Source organism: Pseudoalteromonas nanhaiensis (genome assembly GCF_051235485.1).
GTDB lineage: Bacteria > Pseudomonadota > Gammaproteobacteria > Enterobacterales > Alteromonadaceae > Pseudoalteromonas > Pseudoalteromonas lipolytica_C.
In genome coordinates, this window is record NZ_JBPNYQ010000005.1 from 105,863 (window position 1) to 132,113 (window position 26,251).

Sequence of the window (26,251 nt, forward strand, 5' to 3'; positions counted from 1 at the left end):
ACTGTTTGATATAAACCTTAACTGTTTAATTTACAGACTTGCACGCCTAATTGCCAAGTCTTCTGTTATTTTTTCTGTCATTTCAGATGTTAATGGATAAAAGGCCATCAGTGCTGCGGCTATTAGAGCAAACGCAGCTGGTAGCCAACTCATTAGTAGTATCATGCCATCGAGTGAGTGTGCAATGGTGGTTTCGTCCATTCCGTCATAGCCATAACTTGCAAGTACAACAAGCACTAAGGCTCCGGCAAATCCACCCCCCGTTTTTTGCACGAAAGTTCCTGCTGAGTATATGAGGCCAGTGGCACGGCGTTTATTTTTCCACTCAGAATAGTCAGCACTATCCCCAAGCATCGTAAAAAACAGGGTAGGCATCATGGCTGCGAAGAATTCAGACAGACAACCCATAACAAAGATCAGGCTGAGGTTATCATTTGGCAGCCAAAAGAAACAAATGGTAAAGAAGGCACTTAGTAATAATGAAGCGATAAACAAAGTACGTTTACCCAGAATTTCAGCTAATTTTCCTGTACTTAACGCGCCGAAAATTGAGACGATTAATAAAGCTATAAAGTATTGGCCAGTTAAAAGCTCATTACCTACGTAATATTTAAAATAATAAGCAATGACACCATATTTAATGCCATTAAACATCATTGTTAAAAAGCCCATACCTAATAAGATCAGCCATGGTTTATTTGTAAGTAAATCAACCATATCTCGTTGAGTGCCACTTAGCTTACTATGATCGCTTGCAAGTAAGCGACGAATTACGACAGTCATAAAAATCATTGTTGCCGCAAAAAACAAACCGGAGTAGAGCTCGCGATAATAGAAAAATAATGTGATCGCCAATAAAGGAAGAATGATAAAAGGTAAGCTTTTACTTAAATCAGTTAGCTCAGTTTTTAGTGAAACTTGCGTTTTTGTTGCAGGTTGAACGCGCTCCTTTGTACTTACAAACGTGATTAACATGAGTACAGTGAGTAAGGCCGCAAATACATACATAGTGTATTGGTAACCTTGTGCGCTATTTCCTTGCCCAAAGTATGCAACTAAATCAGGTAAAAAGCCCATAACTAATAAGCCACCTGCAAATGCTCCGGCAAAGCGAAAGCCAGACAGTTTAGTTCGCTCTAGGTCATCACCAGTCATAACCCCCATTAAAGCAGAGTAGGGTACGTTACTTACCGTATAAGCTAGAGTGAGCCCTATATAAGTGAAATAAGCATAAAATAGCTTAGCTGCTGGGCTTATGTCAGGTGTTGTGAAGCACAACACCATAAACAAGGCGAGAAAAGGAGTTGACCACAATATCCAAGGACGAAATTTACCGAAACGTGTTTGCGTTCTATCTGCAATCATCCCCATTATTATATCTGTCACGCCATCTGATAAGCGCACAACTAAAAAAAGTAACGCAGCAGCGGCGGCAGAAATACCAAATGTGTCTGTATAAAAAACGGCTAAATAGGCCAAAGCACCACGCCAAACTAAATTAGCGCCGGCATCGCCCATCGCGTAGCCTATTTTTTCGTAGATAGGAAGAGTGTGTTTTATCATTATTGTTGTCTTATTATCGGCGCGTGATTAACTGACTATATGCTTTACCACTTAGCTTTACTGTTCGTACTTGTGTATCGTAATCAACATGAACAATTCCGAAGCGTTTTGAATAACCTTCTGCCCACTCGAAATTATCCATTAAGCTCCATGCAAAGTAGCCAGCCATGTTTACGCCTTGCAGTATTGCGTCATTCACAGCATTTAGGTGTGCATTATAATAGTCAACACGGTCTTGATCGTTTACCTCTCCATCTACCATTTTGTCAGCCATCGCAGCGCCATTTTCAGTGATATAGATTGGCGGTAACTCATATTTTTCATGTAAAGAGACTAATAACTCAGTCAATGCTGGTGGATATATCTCCCAGCCGATATCTGTCATTGGCGCTTGATGAGGCAGTTCATGATAATAATCAGTGTCACTTGCTTCATAACGTAATCGGGTATAAAAGTTAACGCCCAAGAAGTCTAATGGTTGGCAAATAATCTCCATATCGCCAGCTAGAATGTCAGGTCTATGAGCGGCTGGCAACTGTTCGATAATGTCAGGGTAAGCTCCTTGCATTACTGGTTTCATATACCATTGGTTTATGTAGTCATCAGCAAAAGCTGTTGCAGCTAAATCGGCTTCGCTAGACGATACAGGATAACAAGGAGTAAAGTTAAGTACGATACCGTTAAGTGACTCTGGGCTATTTTTATTTAGTACTTTCATAGCTAAGCCATGTGCAAGCAGCAAGTGGTGGGCAGCTTTACGTCCAAATTCTCGGCCTTTGATCCCAGGGGCATGAACACCAATTTCATAGCCTAAATAAGAGCTGCAGAAAGGTTCATTCAAGGTCGCGTATGAATAGACTTTTCCTGATAAGGCCTGACTTACTAGGTCTACATAATGCGCAAATTCGTAAGCAGTTTCGCGATTTAACCAGCCGCCTTTATCCTCTAAATGCTGTGGTAAATCCCAGTGGTATAAAGTGACGAATGCTTTAATATTTCGACGCATTAACTCGTCTAAAATATTAATGTAAAAGTTAATACCTTCTTGATTTAAAGTGCCATCTAATTTTATGACTCTTGGCCATGAAATAGAAAGACGGTAAGCATCTACACCCAAAGAGTCGATTAGTTCAATATCGTCTTTCCATTTTTTGACATGCTCGCAAGCGAAATTACCATTTGAGTTATCAGCGATTTTTCCTGGAGTCGCGCAAAAGGTGTCCCAAATACATGGAAGGCGCTTATCGGCAGCTCCTTCTATTTGAAACGAAGCTGTCGCAACGCCATAGATAAAGTCTTTGCTAAGCATTGTTGAGTTTTTTGGTAACGTGAGCTGAGTCATGAAATGAAACCTTTGGTAAACAAGAGCAAGTAAATCTTGCGGCTAAATTTAAAATTTTATGGTAGCGCTTCCATAAAATTACCGTAATAAACCATAAGGGTGTTTGGTGTTTTGTGGTAGCGCTTCCATATTTAGGTTAGAGGCTAATCTGCAAACGGTCAACCGTTTATTTTATTTAGCTCGAAATATACAGTGAAAATCTGCTTTATCTTTTAATAATTAATAGGTTAATGGTTTATTACTTTTATAACTTTAGCGCTAATTTAAGAGCTAATAACGACGTAACTAAGCTAGGTGCTGTATTATGTTGCTAGCTTTAACTTTTTACAGCCAGCACGCTCAGCTCTTCAATAGTTAGGAAAGTTTAACGCTTATAAGTATCGTCAAAAGAGACATCATTTAGCTTGCAATTAAGGTAAAGCCGACATTTTTGATGTGGCTTTACAGTTCGTTTAATTATAAGTATTTTAGCAATAGTGATGCCTTTTTAGACTTAAGTATCTACAGGGCAGTATTGTTCAATAAACGCTCTATGTGTCGGTAATTGTTGTAAGCGTTGCGCTATTTGCTGTTTGATCCCCTGCATAAATCGGCTTAGCTCTTGATCATTCATCAAAGAAGCTACGTGATGGTATTGCTCCGGCATTATGCCTTGCCCAAGCATGACTTGCACCCAAGAGTCGACGCGGAAAATATCACCATCATCTAAGAAAACTCGTCCAGTCTCTTTAAACAATGCGACTTTATGGGCAAGTGACTTAGGTGTTTCCATTGTTTTACAATGCTGCCAAAATTCACTGTCATCCCTATCGGTGACTTTGTAATGCAAAACAATAAAGTCACGAATACTTTCAAGCTCTGACTGTAATTGTTTATTGTATTCATCAATAGCGTGCTGGGTTATGCCTGTAAAAGGAAATAATCGCATAAAGCGAATAATCCCAGTCATGATGAGGTGGATACTGGTTGATTCAAGAGGCTCTAAAAAACCACTGGCAAGACCCAGCGCTAAACAGTTTTTGTTCCAACCCTTGCGTCGTCGGCCAGTTTTAAATTTGATAATTTTTGGTTCGGTGAGAGTTTCACTGCTTAGATTATTTAATAATAACTGAGTTGCATCATGGTCTGATAAATAACGGCTACAATAGACTAAGCCATTGCCAACTCTATTTTGTAAAGGAATTTGCCATTGCCAACCTGATTGATGAGCAATGGATCGCGTGTAAGGAGCGATTTCGGGTGTCCCTTTCGTTTGAACTGCTACTGCACTATCGCAAGGTAATAGATGTGACCAGTCTTCATAACCAGTATGTAAGGCTTGCTCTATCAGTAAACCTTTAAAACCAGTGCAATCAATAAAGAAGTCACCCGTTATCTCTGTGCCGTCATCGAGCAATAAACTCTTTATAAAACCATTATCAGCATGCTTATTTACTCGTTCAATTTTGCCCTCAAAGCGTTTTACACCTAGATTTTCTGCAAACTCTCGTAAGAATGCCGCATAACGGCTAGCATCCATATGAAATGCATAATTAATTGGGTTATGAGGGCTAATACCAAATTTCCCCTGTTTAGCTGCCTGTAATTCATAGCAGTAATCTCCAAAGTCGTCTTTATTCCCCATTTTTTTTGCATGTAACCAAAAATGATGAAACTCGCCAGCCCAACATTCTTTACCTGTCATACCAAAAGAGTGAATATAGTCACTTTGTGGCTTGTGCCAGTTCTCGAAGCTGATCCCCAATTTAAAGGTTGCTTGGGTAGCTTTCATAAAAAGTTTTTCATCAATACCTAGTAATTTATGAAAGGTGCGAATAGGTGGAATGGTTGCTTCGCCAACACCTACGGTGCCAATGTCGTCCGATTCAACTAAGCTGACTTTAATATCTTTATTTAGTAATTTGGCTAACGCAGCTGCGGTCATCCAACCGGCAGTTCCGCCGCCAGCGATGATCACCTGTTTAATTGATTGTTGTCTCATGTTGCCACCTTACTCCCTTGTAATTGTTCTAATAACAGTCGATTAGTGGGTAATTTTTGTAAGTATTGTGCAATCTTGTTGCGGTTGAGTTGGTATAGTTGTTCTGCTTTGTGGCACTTTTGGCCATCAAGTTTTGTGGTTAGACTGGTTTCAAACCCCATACCGTACAGCACATATTGATAACTTGCAGAAGAAAAGATTTCTTCATTTTCGACCAAATCAAATCGGCTGGGTGCTTGATACTGCCACAGTGTTAACAAGTTCTGTAATTCAAGTGGGATACTATTAGGGTTGCGGTTAGCATGCCAATAACCATTATCATCACGATTACTCAATACATAATGAAGTTTTAGGAAGTTAATGACTTGCTCCCAGCGGTATTTAAAACGTTTATTAAACCGGGTACTTAATAGCTGCATGTGATCTTGGTCTACAGGCATTTGCTCACTTAGCATACTGATACTAAGTTCAACCATGGCTAACGCAGATGCCTCTAATGGTTCTATAAAGCCTTGTGACATGCCAATCGCGACACAGTTTTTATGCCAAAATATTTCTCTGTAACCCGGGGTAAAACGAAGTGTTCGTGTTTCAATTTTGTCTGCTTGTTGAGTGCCTATCGTTTGTGCCGCGTAACTTTTTAGTGTTTCTATTGCGCTTGCTTCGTCACAATATTTATCGCTAAATGTATAGCCAATTCCGCGTCTGGTTGGTAAACCTATATCCCAAATCCAACCAGCGGATTGTGCAGTTGATAATGTCGCAGAGGCAATATTTTGAGATTGGCTTTCGTATGGTATTTGGGCTGCTACTGCTGTGTTATTAAATAGAATGTGGCTTTGATCTAAAAACGGGATTTGATAATGCTTGGCGATTAATAGCCCTTGACTACCTGAACAGTCAATAAATAAGTCACCTGTTATCGCTCCATTATGCTGTGTGCTGACACTTTTAATGTAGCCCTGCTCATCGTTATTTGCACAAATCACATTATCAACAATATGCTTTACGTTAAGCGTATTTACACAATGCTGTGTTAAAAAGCGTGCAAATTTATGAGCGTCTAAATGATAGCCGTAATTTGTAACACCAGCATACTGTGGTGTATTAATCTGTTTTGGCGCTAGTGCTGCTTGGCAAATAAAGCTTTGCATATTCATAGCATCAGCATATTTTTGCTGAGAAAATAATTGCTTCCAAGCAGCATGAACATCATATTCATAGTAGCCTTCAGGAATCATAAAAGGGTGATAATAGTTATCTCCTTGCTGTTCTCCTCGCCAATTGATGAACTTTGAACCTTGTTTAAAGGACGCATCACATTGACGTAAAAAGTCAGTTTCTTTGACCCCAATTCGCTGTAAAGTATTTCGCATTGACGGCCATGTGCCTTCACCAACACCAGAAATACCAATATCAGCAGATTCAATGAGAGTGATATGAAGATGTGGATGTTCTTTTGCTAGTAATCCGGCTGTAAGCCACCCCGCAGCGCCACCGCCAATGATCACAATATTATTAATTATTTTGCTCATATGCTTACTTTAAATATAAAGCCGCTTCAATAGGAGCGGCTTTTTATCAATTCACGCTAATCGTGAACTTTTGGGGATCTAAATTGACGCTATTAGCGTTAAAAATATCTAATTAAGAATAACTAAATAATAACGCCTTTCTATCCCCAAGAGCCCACATATTATGTAAATTGCTATTAGACCGTATACTCTTGCTTCAGCAATAGCTTAGAAGTTATAACGTACACCTAAATTGTAGCGAGCACCATTTTTGTCTAAATTCCATAACTGCGCTTTGTATCGTCCATGTTGGCGGTTGTCTTGCTCTGTAATGTTAATTCCCTCTAAAAAGAAAGAGAGTTTCTCACTATAGTTATAAGCTACATTAAAATCGACTTGGTAATACTCTTCAGTAAATGCAGGTTCATTTACATAGCGAGCCGCATTGTTTAAGAATTTATCACGCCAGTTATAGGCTATACGAGCTTGAAATTTATCATTTTCGTACATTGCAATTAAGTTAGCTGTGTCACTTAAACCTACTAATGCAAACTGCGTTGTCGTAGGATCTGCTGCGACATTAAAGTCAACATCGCCATTTACAATCGTGTAGTTTGCTTGAATACCAAAGCCCGAATCACCAAAGAAATGTTGGATAGCAAATTCATATCCGTCAATTTTTGCATCTTTATTGTTAGTAGGAACTTGAGCTGTAAATTCCATTAGTGGATCATCGCTGTTAGGCAAGATATCGTAGGCTGCTTCAAACTCTTCATAAGTCATTGAATCAAAAGCAACTCCATTTTCCATGGCTGCAACCATTTGGAATAGGTTTGAGTCAGTTACGGCAAGACCTCTAGCCTCTAGTTCAGCTTTTGCTGCTTGAGCGCGGGGACCTGCTGAAACATCTCGTAAGTCATAGTAATTTTGAGTCATTGGTGTTAAACCAATAAAATTATCAACTTTTTTATTGTAATAACCGACAGAAACATAACTAACATCGCTGTAGTACCACTCAGCTGAAACATCGATATTATCTGATTCAAGCGGTACTAAGCCTGGGTTACCCGTTGAAGCTGGTGCATTAGTGGTACCTGGAATTAAACTTGGCCCCGTTGGTACTCCAACCGTTGCTGCAGAGCTTAAATTATCATAAGTAGGTCGTGCGATTGTGGTGCTATATGAAGCACGAATTTTTACATCATCAACCACGTTAATATCAAAATCGATACTAGGTAGAAAGTGATTATAATCAGAGCTTAGAGAGTAATCTTGTTTGTCAGTGCCATATCGCACATTAAAATCGTTATTACCTTCCCAAGCGACTGCATTTGGTAAGTCAATATTTGCTGTTGATGTGATATCTGTGGTTTCGTAACGAGCACCAACTAAGAGGTTAAATGGCATATCACCAATTTCACCTTGATGCTTATATTGTACAAATGCAGCTTGAATATCTTCTTTAATAGTACGATTTGTTGCAAATGCGCCATCTGCTGCAAAATTAAACCCGTATTGGCTTGCTGCCCAATAACCAATTTCTGACGCGCTGCCAGTGAAACCTTGATCAAATGAACCTGAGGTATTGTAGCCGTCTAATTCACTTAAGAAATTTGTCGGGTCAAGGTAGCCATCAGGTAACTCACCAGGGTTTTCGATACCCCAGTTACCCATCGTATTACGAGTAAGTGACTGCAATGAATGACTTTCCATTGAGCGTGACTCAATACCAAAGTCTATTACCCCTGACTCAATTTCATATTTACCAAGTAATCGGAATTCATCAACCGTTGATTCTTGGCGTGCAAAGTTAGAATCAAGTATAGAAGTACCAACGTCATCTTGGTCTAACACTCCATTACAGTTTAAATTAGTACGACTACAATCATCAAAATCAATCACCATAGAGGGTAAATCACGACTAAAATCGACTTCTTGAGAAGCGACAATATTCGCTCCTAACCCTGCATTTACCCAGCTGCCATAAGGCGCATCGGGCTCACTCGTTGCTTTTGAACTATGCGCATCAAATACAAAACTGAGTTGGTCATTTACAAAGTATTCAAGATTAAGACCAATAGAGTCATTTTTATTAAGTTGATTGAGCTCTTGTAACGCTAAGCCTAGATCACGCGTTGATAGATCGCGGCGTTCTTCTTTATAGTAGATTGGTGTTTTAACCGCATTGTCATCAAAGATTAAGTGCGTTTTATAGTTATCCATCCAGATTGACTGCTCAGCACGTGACTCGAATAACTCTTGTTGAGAGTAGGTGTAATCAAGTGTTGCGGTAAGTGACTCTACAGGACTATATTGCAGTGTTAGCTGCGCGTTTGTTCGAGTGCGTTCACGATCGGCGATTGTGTAACGAAGATCGGAAGGCATTGAATAATATTGCCCCATTGCAGGTGCATTTTCGATGATGATGTCATCTGCAGATTGAGGAATTGTGCCGTCGTATGCAGTCGTTCTCCATTCGTTAACAAAAGCACCTGCTGCCGAACTATCACGTTTTTGAACGCTTGCAGTAAGTGATACACCAAACTTCGCTTCTTCGTCAGTCCAACTAAAGATACCTGAGATTTCTGGTGTAATATCATCGCCGACACGATTAGTTGTATCGTGCATAGCTTTTACACCAACATTGGTAATTAAACCTGGATTGTCTAGAGGGCGGGCAGTATTAATGTTTATTGTGGCCCCAATACCACCTGATGCAATATTTGCTTTTCCGGTTTTATAGACTTCAACTGACTTAACACTTTCTGATGCCAAATTAGCAAAATCATATGCACGAGAATTTGGAGAGCCACCGCCAGCAGGAAGTGAGGCTGCTGGCATAGTACGCCCATTTAAAGTCACCATATTATAATCTGGACCAAAACCACGTACTGTTACTTTTGAGCCTTCACCATTACTACGGTCTATCGATACACCTGTAATACGTTGCAAAGATTCTGCTAGGTTAGTATCTGGGAATTTACCTATATCTTCTGATGAAATAGCATCAACAACACCTGAAGAGTAGCGCTTTAATTGGGTTGATTCTTTAATACTTCCTTTAAATCCTGTTACTTGAATGACTTCAATGTCATCGTTGTGTTCAGACTGCTCTGCATAGGCAGAAAAGCAGGTGCTAGCACCTAAAAGCAAAGATAAGCTAGAAGCTAACTTTGTTCTTTTGAAGTTATGGCTTGGCATCAGGTTTCCCTCATTTTTATCATTGTTATTCATGCAATTAGGGCATGATATTGTTGTCGAAAATAGATTATTAAATGCATCTGGAAGCGCTACCATAAAGAGGTTGAAAATCGCCCTTATGAAAGCGCTTCCAGAAAAGGGTAGTGTGATTTGCAGTTTACGTCAACAGCTATATCAATAAATTGTTAAAAAAGTTGTGTGAAAATTAAACGAGGAATGGGTCGGTTTTGACAGCTTCTATCGCAACGAAATATTTAAAAACTGTTTTTATTTCAGGAGCTTAAAAAGTAAAGTCAAGATGGTAACTATATGAAATACAGTGTTTTTAAATAACGGATAGTAAAAATGAGTTGGCTCTTTTTAGGGTTTTAAATAAGCAAACTTGCTTCTGTTAAAGTGTACTTAAGGAGTTTGCAATTGTTTATGGTTAAGTGAATTGTCGGCCAAAGTAATTACTTTTCCAGAGTGGCTTGTCGTTTGATCTAGATCAAAGAAACTTCATTCGCAGCCATCTATATTACGCGGCTGCAATTTTCGCTGCTTTTTGAATTCTAGATTAGCTTTTAAAGGCAATACTCCATCATCGTGCTTAAAGGTGTGTCATGGCATTACTCATCAATAACAAATGTATTAACTGCGACATGTGTGATCCTGAGTGCCCGAATGAGGCTATTTATATGGGGGCGAAGATATATCAAATTGACCCTAACAAATGCACTGAATGTGTTGGGCATTATGATAATCCTACCTGTGTGAGTGTGTGTCCAATTGACTGCATTAAGCCAGACCCAAATCACCGAGAGTCACTAGATGAATTAGCCGACAAGTATGTCAAATTAACCTCACAGGCTTGCTAATCCTTATCGATATAAGTGCCCAAAACTAGCATCTCATACTGAATGTTCTACAATCACATTAACAACAATATGTTAGTGATTTAATCTAGGGCGTTATATGTGGTTCAATAAAGCATTACAAAATGAAATAGCAGCATTAAATGCTGAGCTCCATCCACTCAAGGGCCTTATTTCAGGCATTGATGAAGAAATGCTGGTATTGAAACTTCGTAAAGATCGTACGATTTCTTACATGAATCAAAACTTTTTAAATGAGTTTGGTTATCCACATGAAAAGTTAATTGATGCTCCTTTTCAAACGATTATAACCCCTCAATCACGCAATACTTATCAGTTTTCAGACTTAAATAATGCACTTGCAAATCAACTACACTGGGTAGGGCAAATGCAGGTTGCTCGTTATGATGGGCAGGTTGAGTGGCTGTGTATTATTGTTCAACCAGTTTTAAATGAGCATGGTGAATTTAATTATTATGCTATTTATGGTTCTGTATGTACGGATGTAATTGCCACATCTCGTGAAAATAGTGATGTTATTAATGCGATAAACCGCTCAATGGCTGTTATTGAATTTGATCTTGAAGGAAAAGTCATTAATGCAAACCAGCTGTTCTTAGATTCTATGGGTTATAAGAAAGAAGAGATTGTTGGCAAGCATCACCGTATTTTTTGTGAATCAGAGGTTGTGGAGTCATCTGAATATGCGCAGTTTTGGCAGCAATTAAGGCGAGGAGAATTTATTGCTGATCGTTTCAAGCGTGTTGACCGATACGGTAACACCGTGTGGCTTGAAGCGTCATACAATCCTATTTTTAATGATTTTGGTGAGCAATATAAAGTTATGAAGTTTGCAACGGTTATTACTGAACAAGTAAACCGTGAACTGGCAACCACGCAAGCTGCAGAAATAGCTTACAGCACATCGGTTGAGACGGACAAACTGGCTCAGCAAGGAGCTGATGTTTTGCGTAACACGATGAAGGTGATGGCAGATCTTGCTCAGCAAATGGAGCAAGCTGCAGAGGAAATAACGGCGCTCGATAAGCAGTCACAGCAAATTTCAAATATCGTAGAAAGTATTAGTAGTATTGCTGAACAAACCAATTTACTAGCGCTTAATGCTGCAATTGAAGCAGCTAGAGCAGGTGACCAAGGGCGAGGGTTTGCTGTGGTTGCTGATGAAGTAAGGCAGTTAGCTTCAAGAACCTCAAAAGCAACTGAAGAAATTGTTGATGTAGTACAACACAACCAGTCACTAACCAAAAACACCGTAAAAGTGATAGAAGAAGGTAAGATACAAGCTGAGCAAGGGCTCTCGTTGTCAAATGACTCGGGTAAAGTGATGGAAGATATTCAGCATGGCGCTCAACAGGTGGTTGATACAATTGGTCAGTTTGTAAACAAACTTAAATAGTCTTATATGCTTAGCCTAGTTTTACTAGGCTTTTTATTATTTCAAAAAATTAAATTATTTCTTATTTTCACCCGAGAAACTTCTTATTGTCGTAAAAGCTGAGTTTTTATTCATTCAATTCGGCTAAAATCATTAAAAGTTACAGCTCATGTAGTTCTTAGAGTACTGCTCTGTGTTGTTTTCATATGATTTTAAGGTGAGAAGAGCCATGTTTTTTACTCAGCCATTGAAGAATAGAATTGCCGATTTAGAGAATGAATTATTTAGTGTTATGCAAGTAAAAGATACTTTAGACCAGAGTATGTTTACTTTAGAGCTTGATGAAGATGGCTATATCCTCTCGGTTAATGAGCACGTATTAACTGAGCTTGGGTATTCTGAAAAACAATTGCTTGGCAAATCTTTACTTGATTTTGTCCCTGATACTGCCCGAAAAACACCCCATTATGAGCTTTTTAAGCAAGCGCTATATGAACAAACCGTTTGGGTGGGAGCTGTACAGCTTATAAACGCAAAAAATAGCCCAGTATGGTTGCGTGTTTTTTTACACCGTGTTGTTAACAAAGATAAGCAATTTCAAAAAATTACTCTGCATGCAAGCGTATTGACGCGGACCATTGAAACCTCCCGTGAAAATCAGGATTTAGTGAAGGCAATCCATCGCTCAATGGCTGTGATTGAATTTGATTTAAATGGTTATGTGCTTAAAGCAAATGAGCAATTTTTAGCGGGGGTTGGTTACACAGCACAAGAAATTATTGGTAAGCATCATAGTATGTTTTGTGAATCTGATGAAGTTGGCTCTGATCAATATGCCGACTTTTGGCAAAAGCTACAACAAGGTGAATTTATTGCTTCACGCTTTAAACGTGTCGATAAGCAAGGTGATCCTGTGTGGCTTGAGGCAACTTATAATCCGATCTTTAATGAGCAAGGTGAACTTTATAAGGTTGTAAAGTTTGCCACTGTCATTACAGAACAAGTTAAGCTTGAAATGGCTATTTCTCAGGCCGCAGATATAGCCTATAGCACTTCCACAGAAACCGACAAGATTGCTCAGCAAGGTGCTGAAGTATTGCATAACATGGTGCAAGTTATGGATGCGCTAGCAAAACAAATGGAACAAGCAGCGCAAGAAATGGCTGCCCTTGATAAGCAATCGCAACAAATAGCTTCACTTGTGCAAAGCATAGGAAGTATAGCCGACCAAACCAATCTATTAGCATTAAATGCTGCAATTGAGGCTGCTCGTGCTGGCGAACAAGGAAGAGGGTTTGCTGTGGTTGCTGATGAAGTAAGGCAACTTGCCCGCAGAACTTCAAACGCAACCATTGAGATTGTTGATGTGGTGCAACAAAACCGTGTGCTTACACAAAATACAGTTGGAGTCATTCAATTAGGTAAAAGCAAGGCAGAACAAAGTTTCAGCCTTGCTACTGAGTCAGGAAAAGTGATGGCCGATATACAAAATGGCGCTCAAAAAGTTGTTGATGCTGTTGGGCAGTTTGCTGAACAACTCAAGTAGCGTTATCGATGTTTGTACTGGGTTTTACAGTAGCCGCGAGTGATATCAGGGTTTCGTAGTTTTAAGTGTTTAGTTTGCCTACCTGCTGCGCGTTTTCGCCAAAGTTTAAAGCTCGAGCTTGTTAATTGTTCACGCATTAACGCGATAACGCTTTTTTCATTTAAACCAAATTGCTGGTTTATTGCCTCAAACGGGGTTCTGTCTTCCCACGCCATCTCTATGATGCGTGATATTTCATGATCTAAGTGCTGCATTACGACTCCTTTTTGTTTGCTTATACGTACATGCAGCAGATTTGGATTATAAGATATCGTGTTGCCAGTGCTCAGCTAAAAAGTCGATGAACGCTCTGACCACATTTTGTTGGAAGTTACGCGATAAGTACACCGCCCATAAATGAGAGCCTATAGTTGTATGCTCTGGTAGCACTTTAATAAGGTCACCTGATGCTAAATAGTCATTGGCGAGATCGCAGGGTAAATGAGCCACCCCCATTCCTTGTTTTACTGCTTTTAAAAGCACACCCATATCATTGGCAACAATGTTGCCCTTAACAGTCACTTTTTGAGTGTTGTCGTCGCGTTGAAATTGCCAAATATTGTGTTTGTTATGAATAAGGCAATTATGTGCAGTTAAGTCATTTGGCTCATTAATCGGTAGGCTCGCAGCTAAATAGTCGTTTGATGCACACACTGCGGTTGCGATATACATTAGCTTACGGGCAATGAGTCCTTCATCGGGCTGGTGGATATAACGCAAAGCGATATCAACGCGGTCATCAACCAGCTGCGATAAACTATCTGAGAGTAACAGTTCAAATCGCGTCTGTGGATGGCGTTTGGTGAACTCTTCAATGGCATCAAATAGTTTATGTTGGCCAAGCCCAATCGGAGAGGCAACTCGAATGGTACCCACCAATTCGTTGTTGTGGCTGTGTGCTCGGCTTTGTAAGTCAGACACTTGATTGAGTATTTGCTGGCAATAGCTAAGGGCCTCTTCACCTTGAAGAGTTAAACTGACTTTTCGTGTTGTGCGATGAAACAACCTTAAATTTAGCCACTTTTCAATATCTTGAATATGCCTAGAAACTTGTAATCTGCTTAAACCTAAGTGCTCAGCGGCCTGAGTAAAGCTGCCTGTGCGGGCAACTTCGACAAAGCTAGTAATTGAGTTGAGTTTATCCATTTGGTATCTTAAAGTGAAACAATGTGTATCTATATAGTGTATTTATCAGTAAATAGTGAACAAGTAAACTGCCATCATTGAAACAAACAATGGAGAATTCCTCATGAAATTAGCAGTTATTGGCGCAACAGGTTGGATTGGCAGCCACATTACATCAGAAGCATTAGCACGTGGTCATCAAGTTAATGCGCTAGTAAGAGACGTAAGTAAAGTAACGCAAGATAATGTTACTGTGACTGAATTTGATTTAACAAAAGACGATATTGCAAGTGCTGCTGCAGGTAGTGATGTTGTTATTGCGGCAATTGGTGGGCGTGCTTTAGGTAACCATGAAATTGTTGCAAACACAGCACAGCAATTGCTGAATGCACTTGCCGGTACTGGCACGCGCATTTTATGGGTGGGTGGCGCAGGTAGCTTAGAAGTTGCACCGGGTGTAACGCTTGTATCAAACCCTGATTTTCCTGCTGAATACAAAGCAGAAGCAATCGCTCAAGGCGAAGCGCTTGAAGTATTTAAAGCGTCAACAACAGATACGCCATGGACGTTTGTATCACCAGCTGCGGTTATTTATCCCGGTGAGTCAGAGCGCCCATACCGTGTTGGTGGTGATAGCTTCTTTACTGATGCCAACGGCGAAAGCAAAATATCAGTAACCGATTATGCGAAAGCGATGCTTGATGAAGCGCAGTCTGCAGCGCATTTAAATCAACGTATTAGTATCGCTTATTGATACTTTTCTCAGGCTCATAAAATGGTATTCTTATGCGATGTTTTTTAGCTGATTTTATCATGATATGAGCCTATTATTTTCTGTTGCGCTTGCAACAATTCCTGCCTTACCCGAAGCAGTTGCAAATAATGCTGTCGCAAAAGTTGTTGTAAATGAACAAGCTTATTTCCTAAGTTTTATGGGAATAGGAAAAGGGAAAGCACACCATGATATTCATAATAAAGTATGGGTACTCAAAGTTGGTGAGTCGGCATGGCGAACAGCAAAAGCGGTACCGAGTAGCCAGCCTCTAGTTGGACGTTTAGCGAGCACCGCAGTGGGTGTTGGTAAACATGCCTATGTATTTGGTGGCTATACTGTAAGTGCGGATCATCAAGAAATTTCTACCCCTGATGTATATCGCTACGATGTACTTACGAATTCTTACACGCAACTCGCCAATATGCCCGTGCCTGTTGATGACAGTGTGGCGCTTTCGTACCAACAACGTTACATCTATTTAGTCAGTGGTTGGCATAACGATGGTAATGTTAACTTAGTACAAGTTTATGACACCAAAACAGATACTTGGCAACAGGCTTCGCCATTTTTAGGCCAGCCAGTATTTGGCCAAGCAGCGGCAATTAGTGGCAACACAATTTTAGTGTGTGATGGTGTAAAAACGCAGGCCAATGCAGATAAACGTCGTTCTTTTGCTGCGGTTGCACAGTGTTTAAAAGGCACTATTGATGCTAATAATCCATTAAAAATAGATTGGCGTACCGTGCCACATCCAACAGGTGTTGCCCACTATCGTATGGCTGCAACTAGTTTTAATGGTGATATCTATATGTTGGGCGGTTCTGCAAACCCATATAATTACAATGGCATCGGATACAACGGGAAGCCAGCACCGGCGAGTAATCATGTTTGGCGTTTTGATGTTGATAAAAACAATTGGCAAATGATGCCAAAAGCTAAAACTGCAAGTATGGATCATCGTGGTTTATTAGAGCATCAAGGTAGTTTGTACCGTATTGGTGGTATGGACAATAATCAACAAGTGACTGCCGATGCACTTGGCTATAAGGTTGAATTATCACTATGAATACACTTTATATCACAGGTGCCGGAGTCAGTGCCGCAAGCGGTATACCGACCTTTCGTGGCGAAGATGGATTTTGGACCATAGGCAGTAAAAATTATACGCCGATGGAAATGGCAACCCGCGCCATGTACGAAAACAATCCGCGAGAATTTTTAGCTTGGTATTATCATCGTTTTGCAACGTATCGACACCATGGGCCCAATGAGGTGCATCATTGGTTGAGCGATAAAAACCTTATTACACAAAATATTGATGGCCTCGATGGCAAAGCCGGTAACACGGATTATATTGCTATTCATGGTCGTTTGGATCAAATGACACTGTTTCACCATCAAGGTGCTGATGTGATGGCCTTCAATGCGCCGTGGGATAAAGTTAACGAAGACAACCTACACAACTCATTGCTTGAGGTGTTCAATATCAATAATGAAAGCCCCAAGCTAAACGAATCGTTTAAGCCTTACGTGTTGTTATTTGATGAGTATTACACTGAACTTTATCGAATTTCTGAGGCGCAACAGCGCATGCTCGATGCCGATAAAATTGTGTTTATAGGCACCTCTTTTAGCGTCAATATTACGCAAATGGCACTCGATATAGCACGCAGCCAGGGCATACCCATTGAAGTAGTTGACCCCGAACCTACCCATGTATTTCATCCTAATGTGACATACCAAAAAATGACTGCGCTTGAATATATCCAGCAGCAGGGATAAAAATAAGGCGCTTAATTTAGCGCCTTATTTCATTATTGCTGTTCAGCTTTTATTGCTGTGATGTTTAACCGCGCTTGTAAGGGGTCTGGTAAAAATTCTGCAGTCCCTGATTTACTCATTTGCAGAATAAAAGACTCATCATTTTTATAAGCTTGCCATGTTGGTAGGCCGGGGCCATTTGGGGTGCCTAATTTAATAAAATTAGTCACATAACGGTGCATTATTTTAGCAGCTTGCTTATCTTGCTCAGTGGTGACATGGCCATATTTCGCTGCCACAGTATTAAAAAAATACGGAATCTCGCTGGCGTGTTCAGCACCGAGTTTATCTAAGGTTTGCGCTACATAACCAAAACGATACAAGAAGGCATCATTACCCATATCTGTCACACGCTTTGCAACGAACCTTGCTGGCTCTTGCATTAAAGCATCCTGTCCAACTTGGTAATTAATTATTGGCAGTGGGGTGTCGCCTTGTGCATCGTAAGCCATTTTGGCTTGTATCGAGTGAGGAGCAAAGCTTTCAAATAGCGCCTCTTTTGAAGAAAAGTTTGCAAAGCCTAAATCCATATCAGTTGTGCCGACCATGGTAGCAACATGGCTAAATGTGCCTTTACTCAAACGTGCTTCAGTTGAAGCATTTATGATGATGCCATCAATGATTGGCCCACCTACGTAAGTAGACTCATTAGTACTTTGTTTGTTTAATGTACTTAGGTTGAGGTTTCCAACGACTTCTTCAGCAGATAATTCACGTAATGCCGCCAGCGCATTCTTATCACTACCTAAGATAGTGTGTTGCTTGGCAAAGTTTTCACCAATTTTTTCGGCGCTTAATACTGAGTCGTCATTGCTATAAAGTGGCAACTCGTTAAATAACTCTCGCCCGCCAGCAGACATAATAATCGCTTGTTGAAATAAGTTATTTGCTGCAGGAGTTTGCATCATCGCGTGTACCGATGCACCGCCAGCAGATTCTCCCATCAGTGTCACTTTTGAAGCATCACCACCAAATTGAGCAATATTCTGTTTCACCCACTCAAGAGCCGCAATTTGATCCATTAATGCGTAGTTACCCAATGCATCGTTTTCAAAACGAGCAAGTGCAGGGTGAGCAAAAAAGCCAAATCGGCCTAATCGATAATTAAAGCTAACAAAAATAATCCCTTGTTTAGCAAAGCTTTCACCTGAGTAAACAGCGGGTGATGCGCCGCCATTTACAAAGCCACCGCCGTGTATCCAGACGACTACAGGATAAGGTGTATCGCTGTGTTTAGTCGGTTTAAATACATTTAGATAAAGGCAGTCTTCCGAAGGAGTTGTTGTAAGCGGTGCAGCATCTGCTGCAAACGGCTTTTGCATGCAGTCAGGGGCGTAATCGCTCAGTACTTTTACATCTTGCCACTTTGGCACAGGTTGCGGTGCTCGCCAGCGTAACTCTCCCACTGGAGCTGCTGCATAGGGAATGCCTTTATACGCAATAAATCGCCCTTGCTGCTGCCCTTGAATAAGCCCACCAGTGACGGCGATATGATCAGATTGAGGTTGTTCTTGGCAGCCTTGCAAAAATACGGCAGAACCTAATAGAAAAGATGAGTAAAAAATCGATTTTAGAATACGCGATGTCATAACAAAGCCTAGGCTGTTTAGGTATGGCTTATAATATTAACATATTCATATAGTAACAACGAGAAAACCAGCATAGCTTCAAGTAACTATGCTGGTAAGAAAGTTATAATAACTTTATTCAGAAACAGTGAAAGATACGTCTAAATCTTCACCTGCTGTGACTGTAATTGGTTTTACTTGATAAAGCGTAAATGCTTCGTCTTGAGTTTCGGCATCATCAATGTGTGCTGCACAGGTGTAAGCTAGTTGGTAGTCACCTGGTTTTACAAACGCAAGTTCAAATTCGTATTGGTTATCTTCGTTATCGAAAACAACGTTAGCGGTTGCAAGTGGTGCATCAGCGGGCGTGTCGTCTTCGCTTACTTCGTAGTTGTCCATTGGCATTTCTATATCGCTGTTGTATAGATAAACAGCGTGACCAAACGAGCCATCAGTCATTGCAATGTCTATGTTATCTGTTTCACAAAAAGCGATTAGCTCTTCGCTTACCGTGCCTTCAATGTCTTGCGATTCAGCTAAGTTTTCTAATCTCACACCGCGAGGTTTTAAGAAGATCTCGTCGCTATTTTGTGGGTCAACTAATGACTTTTTAAGGTCAAACTCAAGAACAAAATCATTACCAGCTTGGTTAAGTGTGAAGCCATCAAGTTGGATTTCACCAATACCATCGTTGCCTTTACGTTTAACAACAAGTGGTGCAATGCTGTCATCCTCATACACAACATGCGATGTCATAGTTAAATCGTTTGTGTCGCCATTAATAACATCGGCACGGATCCATTGATAATCACCTGCTGGCACTTCTTCATCTTCTAATAATGAGAAAATGTCATCACCTGTGTAATCTAGTAAGTTAACCATTTCAGGCATGGTTTCATCATCTTGCTCACGAGTTTCGAAAGTGAACTCTTCACCACCTTGGCTTTTAAGCGTGATTGAATCGAACACAACATTCACAGCTTTTAAACCTGTTACTGGTGCGTCAGAAACTCCAAGCGTGAATTGCGCAGTTTGTGGCTGCGGATCTACAGTTTCTTTTTTGTCGTTGTCTGAGCCACAACCAACAAGTGCAAATAAAACGGCGCTGCTAAGTAATGTAGTTTTGAAGTTCATTGTTTCTTCCCTTGTGTTCTAAAAATTTATTAATAGTTTAGTCACCAAAACTTAATGTAAGTTGAATTGCTTTAACTGAGTTAAGATCCGCGCGTTTGTACCTTTTTAAAAGCTAGTGAAAGGCGGTTTAATAAAAACTGCCAAATAAAATCTCAATAATGAACAAATCCATTTTTCTTCCACATTTTGTTGTCAACATGGCAAAAAATAAAATCTTAGGAACAAGAATGACAGTCATCGATTTAGAGAAACGCTATGAATCTAGGAGCTTTGCACTGTTAAGTGCACTTAACATGCTTTTATTGGTGGGTTTTATTAATAGCAAAGCAGAAGTGAGTAGTTTTATTTTTAGTTTTTTAGTTTGCGGCATTTCGCTGTTATTAGGTTTGTTAGTTGTTAATTCTAAACGTAATTTTACTGTGTGCCGCCATGGTGTGCATTACCGTAATTTACTAGGACAATGCCGTCAAATGGATGCAAAAAAAGTACAGTCGATTCATCACTATTCAGTGTTAGGCATTCGTACTGTGATAGTTATGGCTGAGAAGCGTATATGTATAGCACATTTTTATAGTCTAAATGATAAGCACCAACAGCGACTAAAACGCTATGACAACGACTTATTTGACTGGCTAAAAACGCTACAAAAAACCAATGATTTTTGTTAAGCAGGTTATTTTGACCTGCTTAACAATCGTTAAATATTTAAGTTTTATATCGACTTACATTCTGTTCTAACTGCGTTGCGGTGTTATTTAATTCATCCATATATGAGGTCGCAACATCGGTATCATTAGCAGTCTTGTTGGCAATATCAACAATAGTGGTCATGTTTTGATTAATCGCTTCTGAAACTGAAGTTTGCTCTTCAGCGGCAGTGGCAATTTGTGCATTCTGCGAGGTGATGGTATTAACCGAAAGCAGTACTTCATTGAGCGCTTTTTCGACTTCGCTTGCTTCGTTCACACTGGTTGCACTTCCTGATTTTATTGATTGCATAATGCTGTTTACAGTTGTTGTTCCTTGTTGAACCTGCTCAATCATTGCCTCTATTTCGTGAGTACTATCTTGAGTTCGTTTGGCAAGGGTACGCACTTCATCAGCGACCACCGCAAAGCCTCGGCCAGCTTCGCCAGCACGTGCCGATTCAATTGCTGCATTAAGTGCCAGTAAATTAGTTTGCTCTGCAATGTTTCGGATCACATCGAGTACACTGCCAATTTGGCTAGATTGCTGATTTAGCTGATCAACGGCATTGGCACCTTCATCAACTTGCTTAGCAAGGCCGTTAATTACTTTGATAGCGATAAGTAACTGGTTATTAGCCTGTTTTACTAGGTGATCGGCATGTTCTGCTGCAGTTGATGCTTCTTGAGCGCTTCGTGCGACTTCCATTGACGCCGCCGACATTTCGTTTATTGCCGTTGCAACTTGCTCACTTTCTTCATGTTGACGATTAATACCAGCATGCATATTGGCAAGAAGCTCGTTGAGTTTATGTGACGCTTGATTCATCGATTGCGATGATTGGCGAATATCAATAACCATTTTACCCACGTCATCAGCAAAGCGGTTAAATGAACTGCCAAGTTTGCCGAGCTCATCGTCTCGTTTAACCATTAATCGTTGGGTTAAATCACCATCACCTTGTGATATATCGTTCATTGCTAGCACGGTTGTGTGAAGAGGGTTGGTAATACTGCGCGATACCACCATTGCAATAGCTGCGGTAATTGCTACTGCGAATACTGAAGCGATAACTGTGTTTATAAAGGCATTATCGATACCTTCATTAACTCGTTGTTCTGTCATTGCAACTTGTTGTTCAAGGCCACTGATCCAAAAACCCGTTCCGAGCACCCAATTCCATTTAGGTACTAAAGCGGCATAACCGAGTTTAGGGTTCACACTACCATTGGTATTTTTCCAAGAATACTGTACATAGCCACCGCCTCTTTTTGCGGCATTAATGAGCTCTCGTATCAAATAAACCCCATTAGGATCTTTAAAATCATAAAGGTTTTTGCCCTCAAGTGAGGCGTTAACGCCATGAGCAACGTTGACGCCTTCAACGTCATAGACAAATACATAACCTGTATCACCAGCATCATCAAAGCGTAAGTTACGTAAAATGCTTTTTGCCTTATCTTGTAGCTCCTCAGTATTAGAGCCATTATCTTGAGCTATTAGATGAGCAATTGAACTCATGGCAATTTTTTGGTAATTGCTGACTTCAGATTTACGATCGCTTTCCATTTGTGTAGCAAAACTTTCTACTGTTTGTGCGCCACTTTGTTTTGATTGCACATAGTTGTAGAGTGTCAGCATAATCGCAATGAGCAAAGGGGGAAGTAAGGCTAAAAAAAGTACCCGTTCCTTTATTGATAGCGCCATTTATCGCTCCTAATAGAAATTCGCAATACTATTTTAGTGGTATTAAAAAATTTTATTAGTCGACTTTATGGTTATATGGAAAGGCCTATTAAGCGATTTACGTAAGCTGCTTATAAAAGTACACGGTAGCATCAAGCTCGCCTGTTGAGCTTTTCGCAAAGTCTGGGATTGTGCCTGCCTCTAAATAATTAAGTTTACGATAGAGATAAGAGGCGGTATCACCCTGGCGAGTATCAAGTACCAGTAACTTAATGCCTAAAGTATGGGCATCGTTTTCTAGATTGGACATTAGCTGCTTTGCGATGCCTTTACCTTGATGTTCGCTATGTACCATCAGCTTTTCTACTTCGCCACGATGAGCACCATTGGCTTTGGCGCACAAAGAAAGCTGCACTGAACCAATCACCGTATCACCATCAAGGGCAAGGTAAAGCCGACGGTAAGGGGTCGTTAAATCGGCATCGACCCCTTGCCAATAGTCTTGGGCTGACTTTAATGATAAAGGGGCAAGAAAGCCAATTGATGCGCCACTGGCAACGCTATCAATCAGTAAACTATTGAGTGATTTAGACACTCCTTTAATAGAATGAACTGCTTTAATTTTCATTAATTATTCTTGTTGGAATGGATACACAGAGCCTAAGTTAAGTAAGCTGGTTAACTCATCAAGTGCCTGATAGCTTTCGGTTAAAAGCAGTGGATCAGCAAAGTCATCACTACTTAAAGAGTCGCGGTAATGCTTATTCGCCCAACTTACTAATTGGGTATATTTTTCTTCGCTGAATCGTACACCCGGATTGACCGCGGCTAGTTCGTCAGTATTGAGTGCAACACGCAAGCGTAAACAAGCAGGGCCACCGCCATTTTGCATGCTTTGGCGCAAGTCAAAAAAGCGCACTTGCTGAACAGGGTTATCTGCCAATATCATTTCTTGAATGTAATCGTGAACAGCTTGATTACGCTGACATTCTTTTGGTGCAACAAGTAACATATTGCCATCAGCCAAAGTGATCAACTGACTATTAAACAAATAGCTGCTCACGGCATCTGTAATGCTCACTTTATTGGTTGGCACCTCGATAATATGCAGTGGTTTATTGCCAAGGTAAGCTTGTTTAATTTGCTTAAGCGCACTGGGCTGGTTCAAAAATGCTTGTTCATGACACAAAAGTACATTGCCATTAGCCACCGCAATTACATCGTTATGGAATACACCTTGGTCTATTACATCAGGGTTTTGTTGAATAAATAACTGATTTTCTGGCTTAAGCTGATGTAGACGGGCAATTGCTTGCGAAGCTTCAAGTGTTTGTCTTGCAGGAAATTTAACAGGCTTTGGTAAGGTACTATTAAAACTACTTGCACCATATATAAAAAGCTCAAGCCCTGTATCTGCATGAGTGTCGCATAGGCGATTATGGTTTGCTGCGCCTTCATCACCAAAAAAGCCTTGATCTGGTAAGTGAGTATGATGGCTAAAATAACGCTCGTCGTTAAACATGGCTTTTAACAATGCCGTAGTTGTAACCGGCTCTAGTGAGCGATGAAATTTGTTATTTAAGTTAGCAGCCGTAAAGTGCACTTTGCCATCAAGAGTATCGGCAGAAGGTGAAATTGTTCCTGCATTGGCTGTCCACATTGCTGATGCACTGTAACATGCTCTTAATAGTATCGGATCTGCCTTAAATGCTTTTTCGATTATTTGCTTATCGCTGCCTTTAAAGCCTAGGCGTTTTAGCACATTAATGTCGGGGCGAGCATGAGGAGCAAAAATACCTTGCTCTAGACCTAATTCGTGCATCGCCTTCATTTTTTCAAGGCCTTGTAGCACGGCCTCTTTGGGGTTTGAATGCGAAGAGGCGTGACTTAGTGAAGCGACATTGCCATACGATAATCCCGCGTAATTGTGAGTAGGCCCCACTAAGCCATCAAAGTTTACTTCTACTGCGTGCATACTTATTCCATCATTGTTGTGCGTAAATTTTAACCATACAGAAATTATTTAGCTGAAGCTAGCTAACTCCATTTCTACATTGCGTAAGCTTTGCTGCAAACGCTTCTGGGTAGCAATTAAATACGCCTTTTGCTTGTTCTGTTTAACTTGTTGCTGTCGTGCAGCTTTGTATAACACACGCTTAGGAATGTCGTACTGCGCCGACGCTTCGGTAATTGTTAGTTGATGAACCGAAATTTTTTTAAGTGCTTCAATAAATGCGGGATCATTATTTAACATAGCGACGCTCCAAATCTGCAGTATTATGCGGATCGTTTGCTTCATGCATTTGCCATGTGCTGATGTCTAATCGCCAAAGTAGATAAAGAGTGTGAAAGAAGTTAGTCACGTTAGTCTCCTTGTTAGTGCCAGTTCATTTTAGCTATTGGAAGATCTGTGCCAAACCGTCATTAAATTTAAATGTATTAAAAATCAATTGGTTAATATTCGGCGGTAAGGGCGCTCCTGATATTAGGCACTAAAATAGTGAAAGGTAAGTACTGTAATGCACTTTAATGATGCGTGTTATTATTGTTGAGTGAGGAAAAACGCGATGTGAAATCGCTGCTACATGCTCGCACCTCCGTATCTCGTAACTTGAATCTTAACTTTTTGTTTCGCGCGCCAAGCTAGCGTGACGCCTACGGGGAGCAGCGGCTTTATGCCGCGACATGGTTGAGGTAGGAGGATACGAGAATAAAACGCGATGTAAAATCGCTGCTACAAGCTGGCACTTCGCTTCTCGTATCTCGCACCTCGTATCTCGTAACTTGAATCTTAATTTTTTGTTTCGCGCGCCAAGCAAGCGTGACGCCTACGGGTAGCAGCGGCTTTATGCCGCGTTATTGGTGAGGTAGGAGCGATTCGAGAATAAAACGCGATGTAAAATCGCTGCTACATGCGCGTGCCTCGCACCTCGCTTCTTTACTCTCGTATCTCGCACCTCGCAACTTATTCCTCGTTACTCAAACCCTTCCAACACAAGTTTTCCGCGAGCTTTGTGAGATTCTAAAATCCCATGGGCTTTAATAAGGTTTGCTACGTTTATCTTACCTAAATGCTCACCCAATGTTGTTTTGATTGTGCCGTTATCAACTAAGGTTGAGAGCTCAGAAAGAAGCTGATGCTGGGCAATCATATCATCGGTTTGGAACATTGAGCGGGTATACATAAATTCCCAATGCAACGAAATACTTTTACGCTTTAACTTTAAAATATCAAAGCTTGCAGGGTCGTCGATCAGTGCCAATTTACCTTGTGGCTTGATCACTTCCATAATGCTATCTAGATGTTGGTCGGTGTGCGTTAAGCTCACTACGTAATCAAATTCATTCAAGTCGGCCGCAAGACGCTGCTCGTTAAGGTTTTTGCTATGATCAAGCACATGATCAACACCTAAGTCTTTAAGCCAGTTGGCGCTTTCTTCTCGTGCGGCGGTACCAACTACGGTTAAATTGGTAAGCTGTTTGGCAAGCTGCACTAAAATTGAGCCTACACCACCTGCGGCACCTATCACTAATACAGAGGCTGGCTTATTGTTTTTAGATTTTTCAATTTGTAAACGGTCAAACAATAACTCCCACGCAGTAATACTGGTTAAGGGCAGGGCGGCTGCTTCACTATTACTAAGGCTTGTTGGTGCAAGACCAACAATGCGTTCATCAACAAGTTGCAGCTCAGCATTACTACCTTGGCGCGTTAAGTCGCCAGCATAAAACACACGGTCACCGACATTAAATAACGACACTTTGTCGCCAACAGCTTTAACGGTTCCCACAGCGTCCCAACCAATAACCTTATAGCCATTGTCTGGTGATACATTAGCGCGAATTTTAGTATCAACAGGGTTTACTGAAATTGCTTGTACGGCTACAAGAATGTCGTGACCTGTGGCAACGGGATCTGGTAATTCAATCGCTTGTAGTGATGAGTCTGATAACGCTGGAGTTGCTGTGGTGTATCCAAATGCTTTCATGATGGTGTCCGTATTGATGAGTTTTGAACA

General features: G+C 40.6%; 21 protein-coding genes. 7 read left to right on the top strand and 14 right to left on the bottom strand.

Annotated elements, in window-relative coordinates; all coding sequences use genetic code 11:
* Positions 1 to 30: 30 nt before the first annotated feature.
* The 5 genes from ACSFVZ_RS06975 to ACSFVZ_RS06995 form a co-directional block, all read right to left on the bottom strand.
* Complete coding sequence (locus ACSFVZ_RS06975) at positions 31 to 1,563, bottom strand: MFS transporter (protein ID WP_135926812.1); 1,533 nt, start codon at positions 1,561 to 1,563, stop codon at positions 31 to 33.
* 13 nt (positions 1,564 to 1,576) lie between these two features.
* Entirely contained in the window at positions 1,577 to 2,905 is a 1,329-nt protein-coding gene (locus tag ACSFVZ_RS06980; protein WP_063527689.1) for a GH1 family beta-glucosidase, read from the bottom strand.
* Positions 2,906 to 3,398: 493 nt separating this feature from the next.
* Positions 3,399 to 4,886: a tryptophan halogenase family protein gene (locus ACSFVZ_RS06985; RefSeq protein WP_235383447.1), complete on the bottom strand. Its 1,488-nt coding sequence runs from the start codon at positions 4,884 to 4,886 to the stop codon at positions 3,399 to 3,401.
* Complete coding sequence (locus tag ACSFVZ_RS06990; protein WP_235383446.1) at positions 4,883 to 6,421, bottom strand: tryptophan halogenase family protein; 1,539 nt, start codon at positions 6,419 to 6,421, stop codon at positions 4,883 to 4,885. The genes ACSFVZ_RS06985 and ACSFVZ_RS06990 overlap by 4 nt, the downstream gene beginning before the upstream one ends.
* 207 nt (positions 6,422 to 6,628) lie before the next feature.
* Entirely contained in the window at positions 6,629 to 9,601 is a 2,973-nt protein-coding gene (locus ACSFVZ_RS06995) for a TonB-dependent receptor (protein ID WP_063529643.1), read from the bottom strand.
* Between the two features lie 602 nt (positions 9,602 to 10,203).
* On the opposite strand from ACSFVZ_RS06995, the gene ACSFVZ_RS07000 reads away from it, so the two are divergent.
* The 3 genes from ACSFVZ_RS07000 (at position 10,204) to ACSFVZ_RS07010 (ending at position 13,397) form a co-directional block, all read left to right on the top strand.
* Positions 10,204 to 10,458: a YfhL family 4Fe-4S dicluster ferredoxin gene (locus ACSFVZ_RS07000; protein WP_135926816.1), complete on the top strand. Its 255-nt coding sequence runs from the start codon at positions 10,204 to 10,206 to the stop codon at positions 10,456 to 10,458.
* Between the two features lie 97 nt (positions 10,459 to 10,555).
* A complete protein-coding gene (locus ACSFVZ_RS07005) occupies positions 10,556 to 11,872 on the top strand; it encodes a methyl-accepting chemotaxis protein (RefSeq protein ID WP_435558468.1) in 1,317 nt (438 codons plus the stop codon).
* A gap of 208 nt (positions 11,873 to 12,080) precedes the next feature.
* Positions 12,081 to 13,397, top strand: a complete 1,317-nt coding sequence (locus ACSFVZ_RS07010) for a methyl-accepting chemotaxis protein (RefSeq protein WP_435558469.1) — start codon at positions 12,081 to 12,083, stop codon at positions 13,395 to 13,397.
* 2 nt (positions 13,398 to 13,399) lie between these two features.
* Here ACSFVZ_RS07010 and ACSFVZ_RS07015 read toward each other — a convergent pair whose 3' ends face one another.
* Both ACSFVZ_RS07015 and ACSFVZ_RS07020 read right to left on the bottom strand, forming a co-directional pair.
* On the bottom strand, positions 13,400 to 13,651 hold the full coding sequence (locus tag ACSFVZ_RS07015; RefSeq protein WP_135926818.1) for a TIGR03643 family protein: 252 nt from the start codon (positions 13,649 to 13,651) through the stop codon (positions 13,400 to 13,402).
* 46 nt (positions 13,652 to 13,697) lie between these two features.
* Complete coding sequence (locus tag ACSFVZ_RS07020; protein ID WP_435558470.1) at positions 13,698 to 14,582, bottom strand: LysR family transcriptional regulator; 885 nt, start codon at positions 14,580 to 14,582, stop codon at positions 13,698 to 13,700.
* 103 nt (positions 14,583 to 14,685) lie between these two features.
* Between ACSFVZ_RS07020 and ACSFVZ_RS07025 the strand changes: the two genes are divergently transcribed.
* From ACSFVZ_RS07025 to ACSFVZ_RS07035, 3 genes are all read left to right on the top strand, one after another.
* Complete coding sequence (locus ACSFVZ_RS07025) at positions 14,686 to 15,315, top strand: NAD(P)-dependent oxidoreductase (RefSeq protein ID WP_235383444.1); 630 nt, start codon at positions 14,686 to 14,688, stop codon at positions 15,313 to 15,315.
* A 64-nt stretch (positions 15,316 to 15,379) separates the two neighbouring features.
* Positions 15,380 to 16,402 carry a Kelch repeat-containing protein gene (locus ACSFVZ_RS07030; RefSeq protein WP_235383443.1) on the top strand — a complete coding sequence of 341 codons (1,023 nt, stop codon included), beginning with the start codon at positions 15,380 to 15,382 and terminating at the stop codon, positions 16,400 to 16,402.
* Complete coding sequence (locus ACSFVZ_RS07035) at positions 16,399 to 17,118, top strand: SIR2 family NAD-dependent protein deacylase (RefSeq protein WP_435558471.1); 720 nt, start codon at positions 16,399 to 16,401, stop codon at positions 17,116 to 17,118. The genes ACSFVZ_RS07030 and ACSFVZ_RS07035 overlap by 4 nt, the downstream gene beginning before the upstream one ends.
* A 32-nt stretch (positions 17,119 to 17,150) precedes the next feature.
* On the opposite strand, the gene ACSFVZ_RS07040 is transcribed toward ACSFVZ_RS07035, so the two are convergent.
* Positions 17,151 to 18,746 (bottom strand): carboxylesterase/lipase family protein, encoded by a 1,596-nt coding sequence (locus ACSFVZ_RS07040; RefSeq protein WP_235383441.1) that lies wholly within the window; start codon positions 18,744 to 18,746, stop codon positions 17,151 to 17,153.
* Between the two features lie 114 nt (positions 18,747 to 18,860).
* Entirely contained in the window at positions 18,861 to 19,859 is a 999-nt protein-coding gene (locus tag ACSFVZ_RS07045; protein WP_235383440.1) for a DUF4382 domain-containing protein, read from the bottom strand.
* 227 nt (positions 19,860 to 20,086) lie between these two features.
* Here ACSFVZ_RS07045 and ACSFVZ_RS07050 point away from each other — a divergent pair, with 227 nt between their 5' ends.
* On the top strand, positions 20,087 to 20,527 hold the full coding sequence (locus ACSFVZ_RS07050; RefSeq protein ID WP_435558473.1) for a hypothetical protein: 441 nt from the start codon (positions 20,087 to 20,089) through the stop codon (positions 20,525 to 20,527).
* 37 nt (positions 20,528 to 20,564) lie between these two features.
* Here the strand turns inward: ACSFVZ_RS07050 and ACSFVZ_RS07055 are convergent, their stop codons facing one another.
* The 5 genes from ACSFVZ_RS07055 to ACSFVZ_RS07075 form a co-directional block, all read right to left on the bottom strand.
* Complete coding sequence (locus ACSFVZ_RS07055) at positions 20,565 to 22,253, bottom strand: methyl-accepting chemotaxis protein (RefSeq protein WP_235383439.1); 1,689 nt, start codon at positions 22,251 to 22,253, stop codon at positions 20,565 to 20,567.
* 97 nt (positions 22,254 to 22,350) lie between these two features.
* On the bottom strand, positions 22,351 to 22,860 hold the full coding sequence (locus ACSFVZ_RS07060; RefSeq protein ID WP_435558474.1) for a GNAT family N-acetyltransferase: 510 nt from the start codon (positions 22,858 to 22,860) through the stop codon (positions 22,351 to 22,353).
* Between the two features lie 3 nt (positions 22,861 to 22,863).
* Entirely contained in the window at positions 22,864 to 24,207 is a 1,344-nt protein-coding gene (gene astB, locus ACSFVZ_RS07065; protein ID WP_435558476.1) for an N-succinylarginine dihydrolase, read from the bottom strand.
* A 48-nt stretch (positions 24,208 to 24,255) separates the two neighbouring features.
* Positions 24,256 to 24,486, bottom strand: a complete 231-nt coding sequence (locus tag ACSFVZ_RS07070; RefSeq protein WP_168246765.1) for a helix-turn-helix domain-containing protein — start codon at positions 24,484 to 24,486, stop codon at positions 24,256 to 24,258.
* 721 nt (positions 24,487 to 25,207) lie between these two features.
* The gene (locus ACSFVZ_RS07075) at positions 25,208 to 26,221 is read right to left on the bottom strand and encodes a zinc-binding alcohol dehydrogenase family protein (RefSeq protein ID WP_235382721.1); all 1,014 of its coding nucleotides are present in this window, start codon (positions 26,219 to 26,221) and stop codon (positions 25,208 to 25,210) included.
* Positions 26,222 to 26,251 lie beyond the last annotated feature (30 nt).

Bases quoted from the DNA above. Each gene is read 5' to 3' on its own strand.
- ACSFVZ_RS06980 (WP_063527689.1), bottom strand. From the start codon at position 2,905: ATGACTCAGCTCACGTTACCAAAAAACTCAACAATGCTTAGCAAAGAC.
- ACSFVZ_RS06995 (WP_063529643.1), bottom strand. From the start codon at position 9,601: ATGCCAAGCCATAACTTCAAAAGAACAAAGTTAGCTTCTAGCTTATCT.
- ACSFVZ_RS07060 (WP_435558474.1), bottom strand. From the start codon at position 22,860: ATGAAAATTAAAGCAGTTCATTCTATTAAAGGAGTGTCTAAATCACTC.
- ACSFVZ_RS07075 (WP_235382721.1), bottom strand. From the start codon at position 26,221: ATGAAAGCATTTGGATACACCACAGCAACTCCAGCGTTATCAGACTCA.
- ACSFVZ_RS07005 (WP_435558468.1), top strand. From the start codon at position 10,556: ATGTGGTTCAATAAAGCATTACAAAATGAAATAGCAGCATTAAATGCT.
- ACSFVZ_RS07025 (WP_235383444.1), top strand. From the start codon at position 14,686: ATGAAATTAGCAGTTATTGGCGCAACAGGTTGGATTGGCAGCCACATT.
- astB (WP_435558476.1), bottom strand. From the start codon at position 24,207: ATGCACGCAGTAGAAGTAAACTTTGATGGCTTAGTGGGGCCTACTCAC.
- ACSFVZ_RS06975 (WP_135926812.1), bottom strand. From the start codon at position 1,563: ATGATAAAACACACTCTTCCTATCTACGAAAAAATAGGCTACGCGATG.
- ACSFVZ_RS07000 (WP_135926816.1), top strand. From the start codon at position 10,204: ATGGCATTACTCATCAATAACAAATGTATTAACTGCGACATGTGTGAT.
- ACSFVZ_RS06985 (WP_235383447.1), bottom strand. From the start codon at position 4,886: ATGAGACAACAATCAATTAAACAGGTGATCATCGCTGGCGGCGGAACT.
- ACSFVZ_RS07015 (WP_135926818.1), bottom strand. From the start codon at position 13,651: ATGCAGCACTTAGATCATGAAATATCACGCATCATAGAGATGGCGTGG.
- ACSFVZ_RS07020 (WP_435558470.1), bottom strand. From the start codon at position 14,582: ATGGATAAACTCAACTCAATTACTAGCTTTGTCGAAGTTGCCCGCACA.
- ACSFVZ_RS07010 (WP_435558469.1), top strand. From the start codon at position 12,081: ATGTTTTTTACTCAGCCATTGAAGAATAGAATTGCCGATTTAGAGAAT.
- ACSFVZ_RS07070 (WP_168246765.1), bottom strand. From the start codon at position 24,486: ATGTTAAATAATGATCCCGCATTTATTGAAGCACTTAAAAAAATTTCG.
- ACSFVZ_RS07030 (WP_235383443.1), top strand. From the start codon at position 15,380: ATGAGCCTATTATTTTCTGTTGCGCTTGCAACAATTCCTGCCTTACCC.
- ACSFVZ_RS06990 (WP_235383446.1), bottom strand. From the start codon at position 6,421: ATGAGCAAAATAATTAATAATATTGTGATCATTGGCGGTGGCGCTGCG.
- ACSFVZ_RS07050 (WP_435558473.1), top strand. From the start codon at position 20,087: ATGACAGTCATCGATTTAGAGAAACGCTATGAATCTAGGAGCTTTGCA.
- ACSFVZ_RS07045 (WP_235383440.1), bottom strand. From the start codon at position 19,859: ATGAACTTCAAAACTACATTACTTAGCAGCGCCGTTTTATTTGCACTT.
- ACSFVZ_RS07055 (WP_235383439.1), bottom strand. From the start codon at position 22,253: ATGGCGCTATCAATAAAGGAACGGGTACTTTTTTTAGCCTTACTTCCC.
- ACSFVZ_RS07035 (WP_435558471.1), top strand. From the start codon at position 16,399: ATGAATACACTTTATATCACAGGTGCCGGAGTCAGTGCCGCAAGCGGT.
- ACSFVZ_RS07040 (WP_235383441.1), bottom strand. From the start codon at position 18,746: ATGACATCGCGTATTCTAAAATCGATTTTTTACTCATCTTTTCTATTA.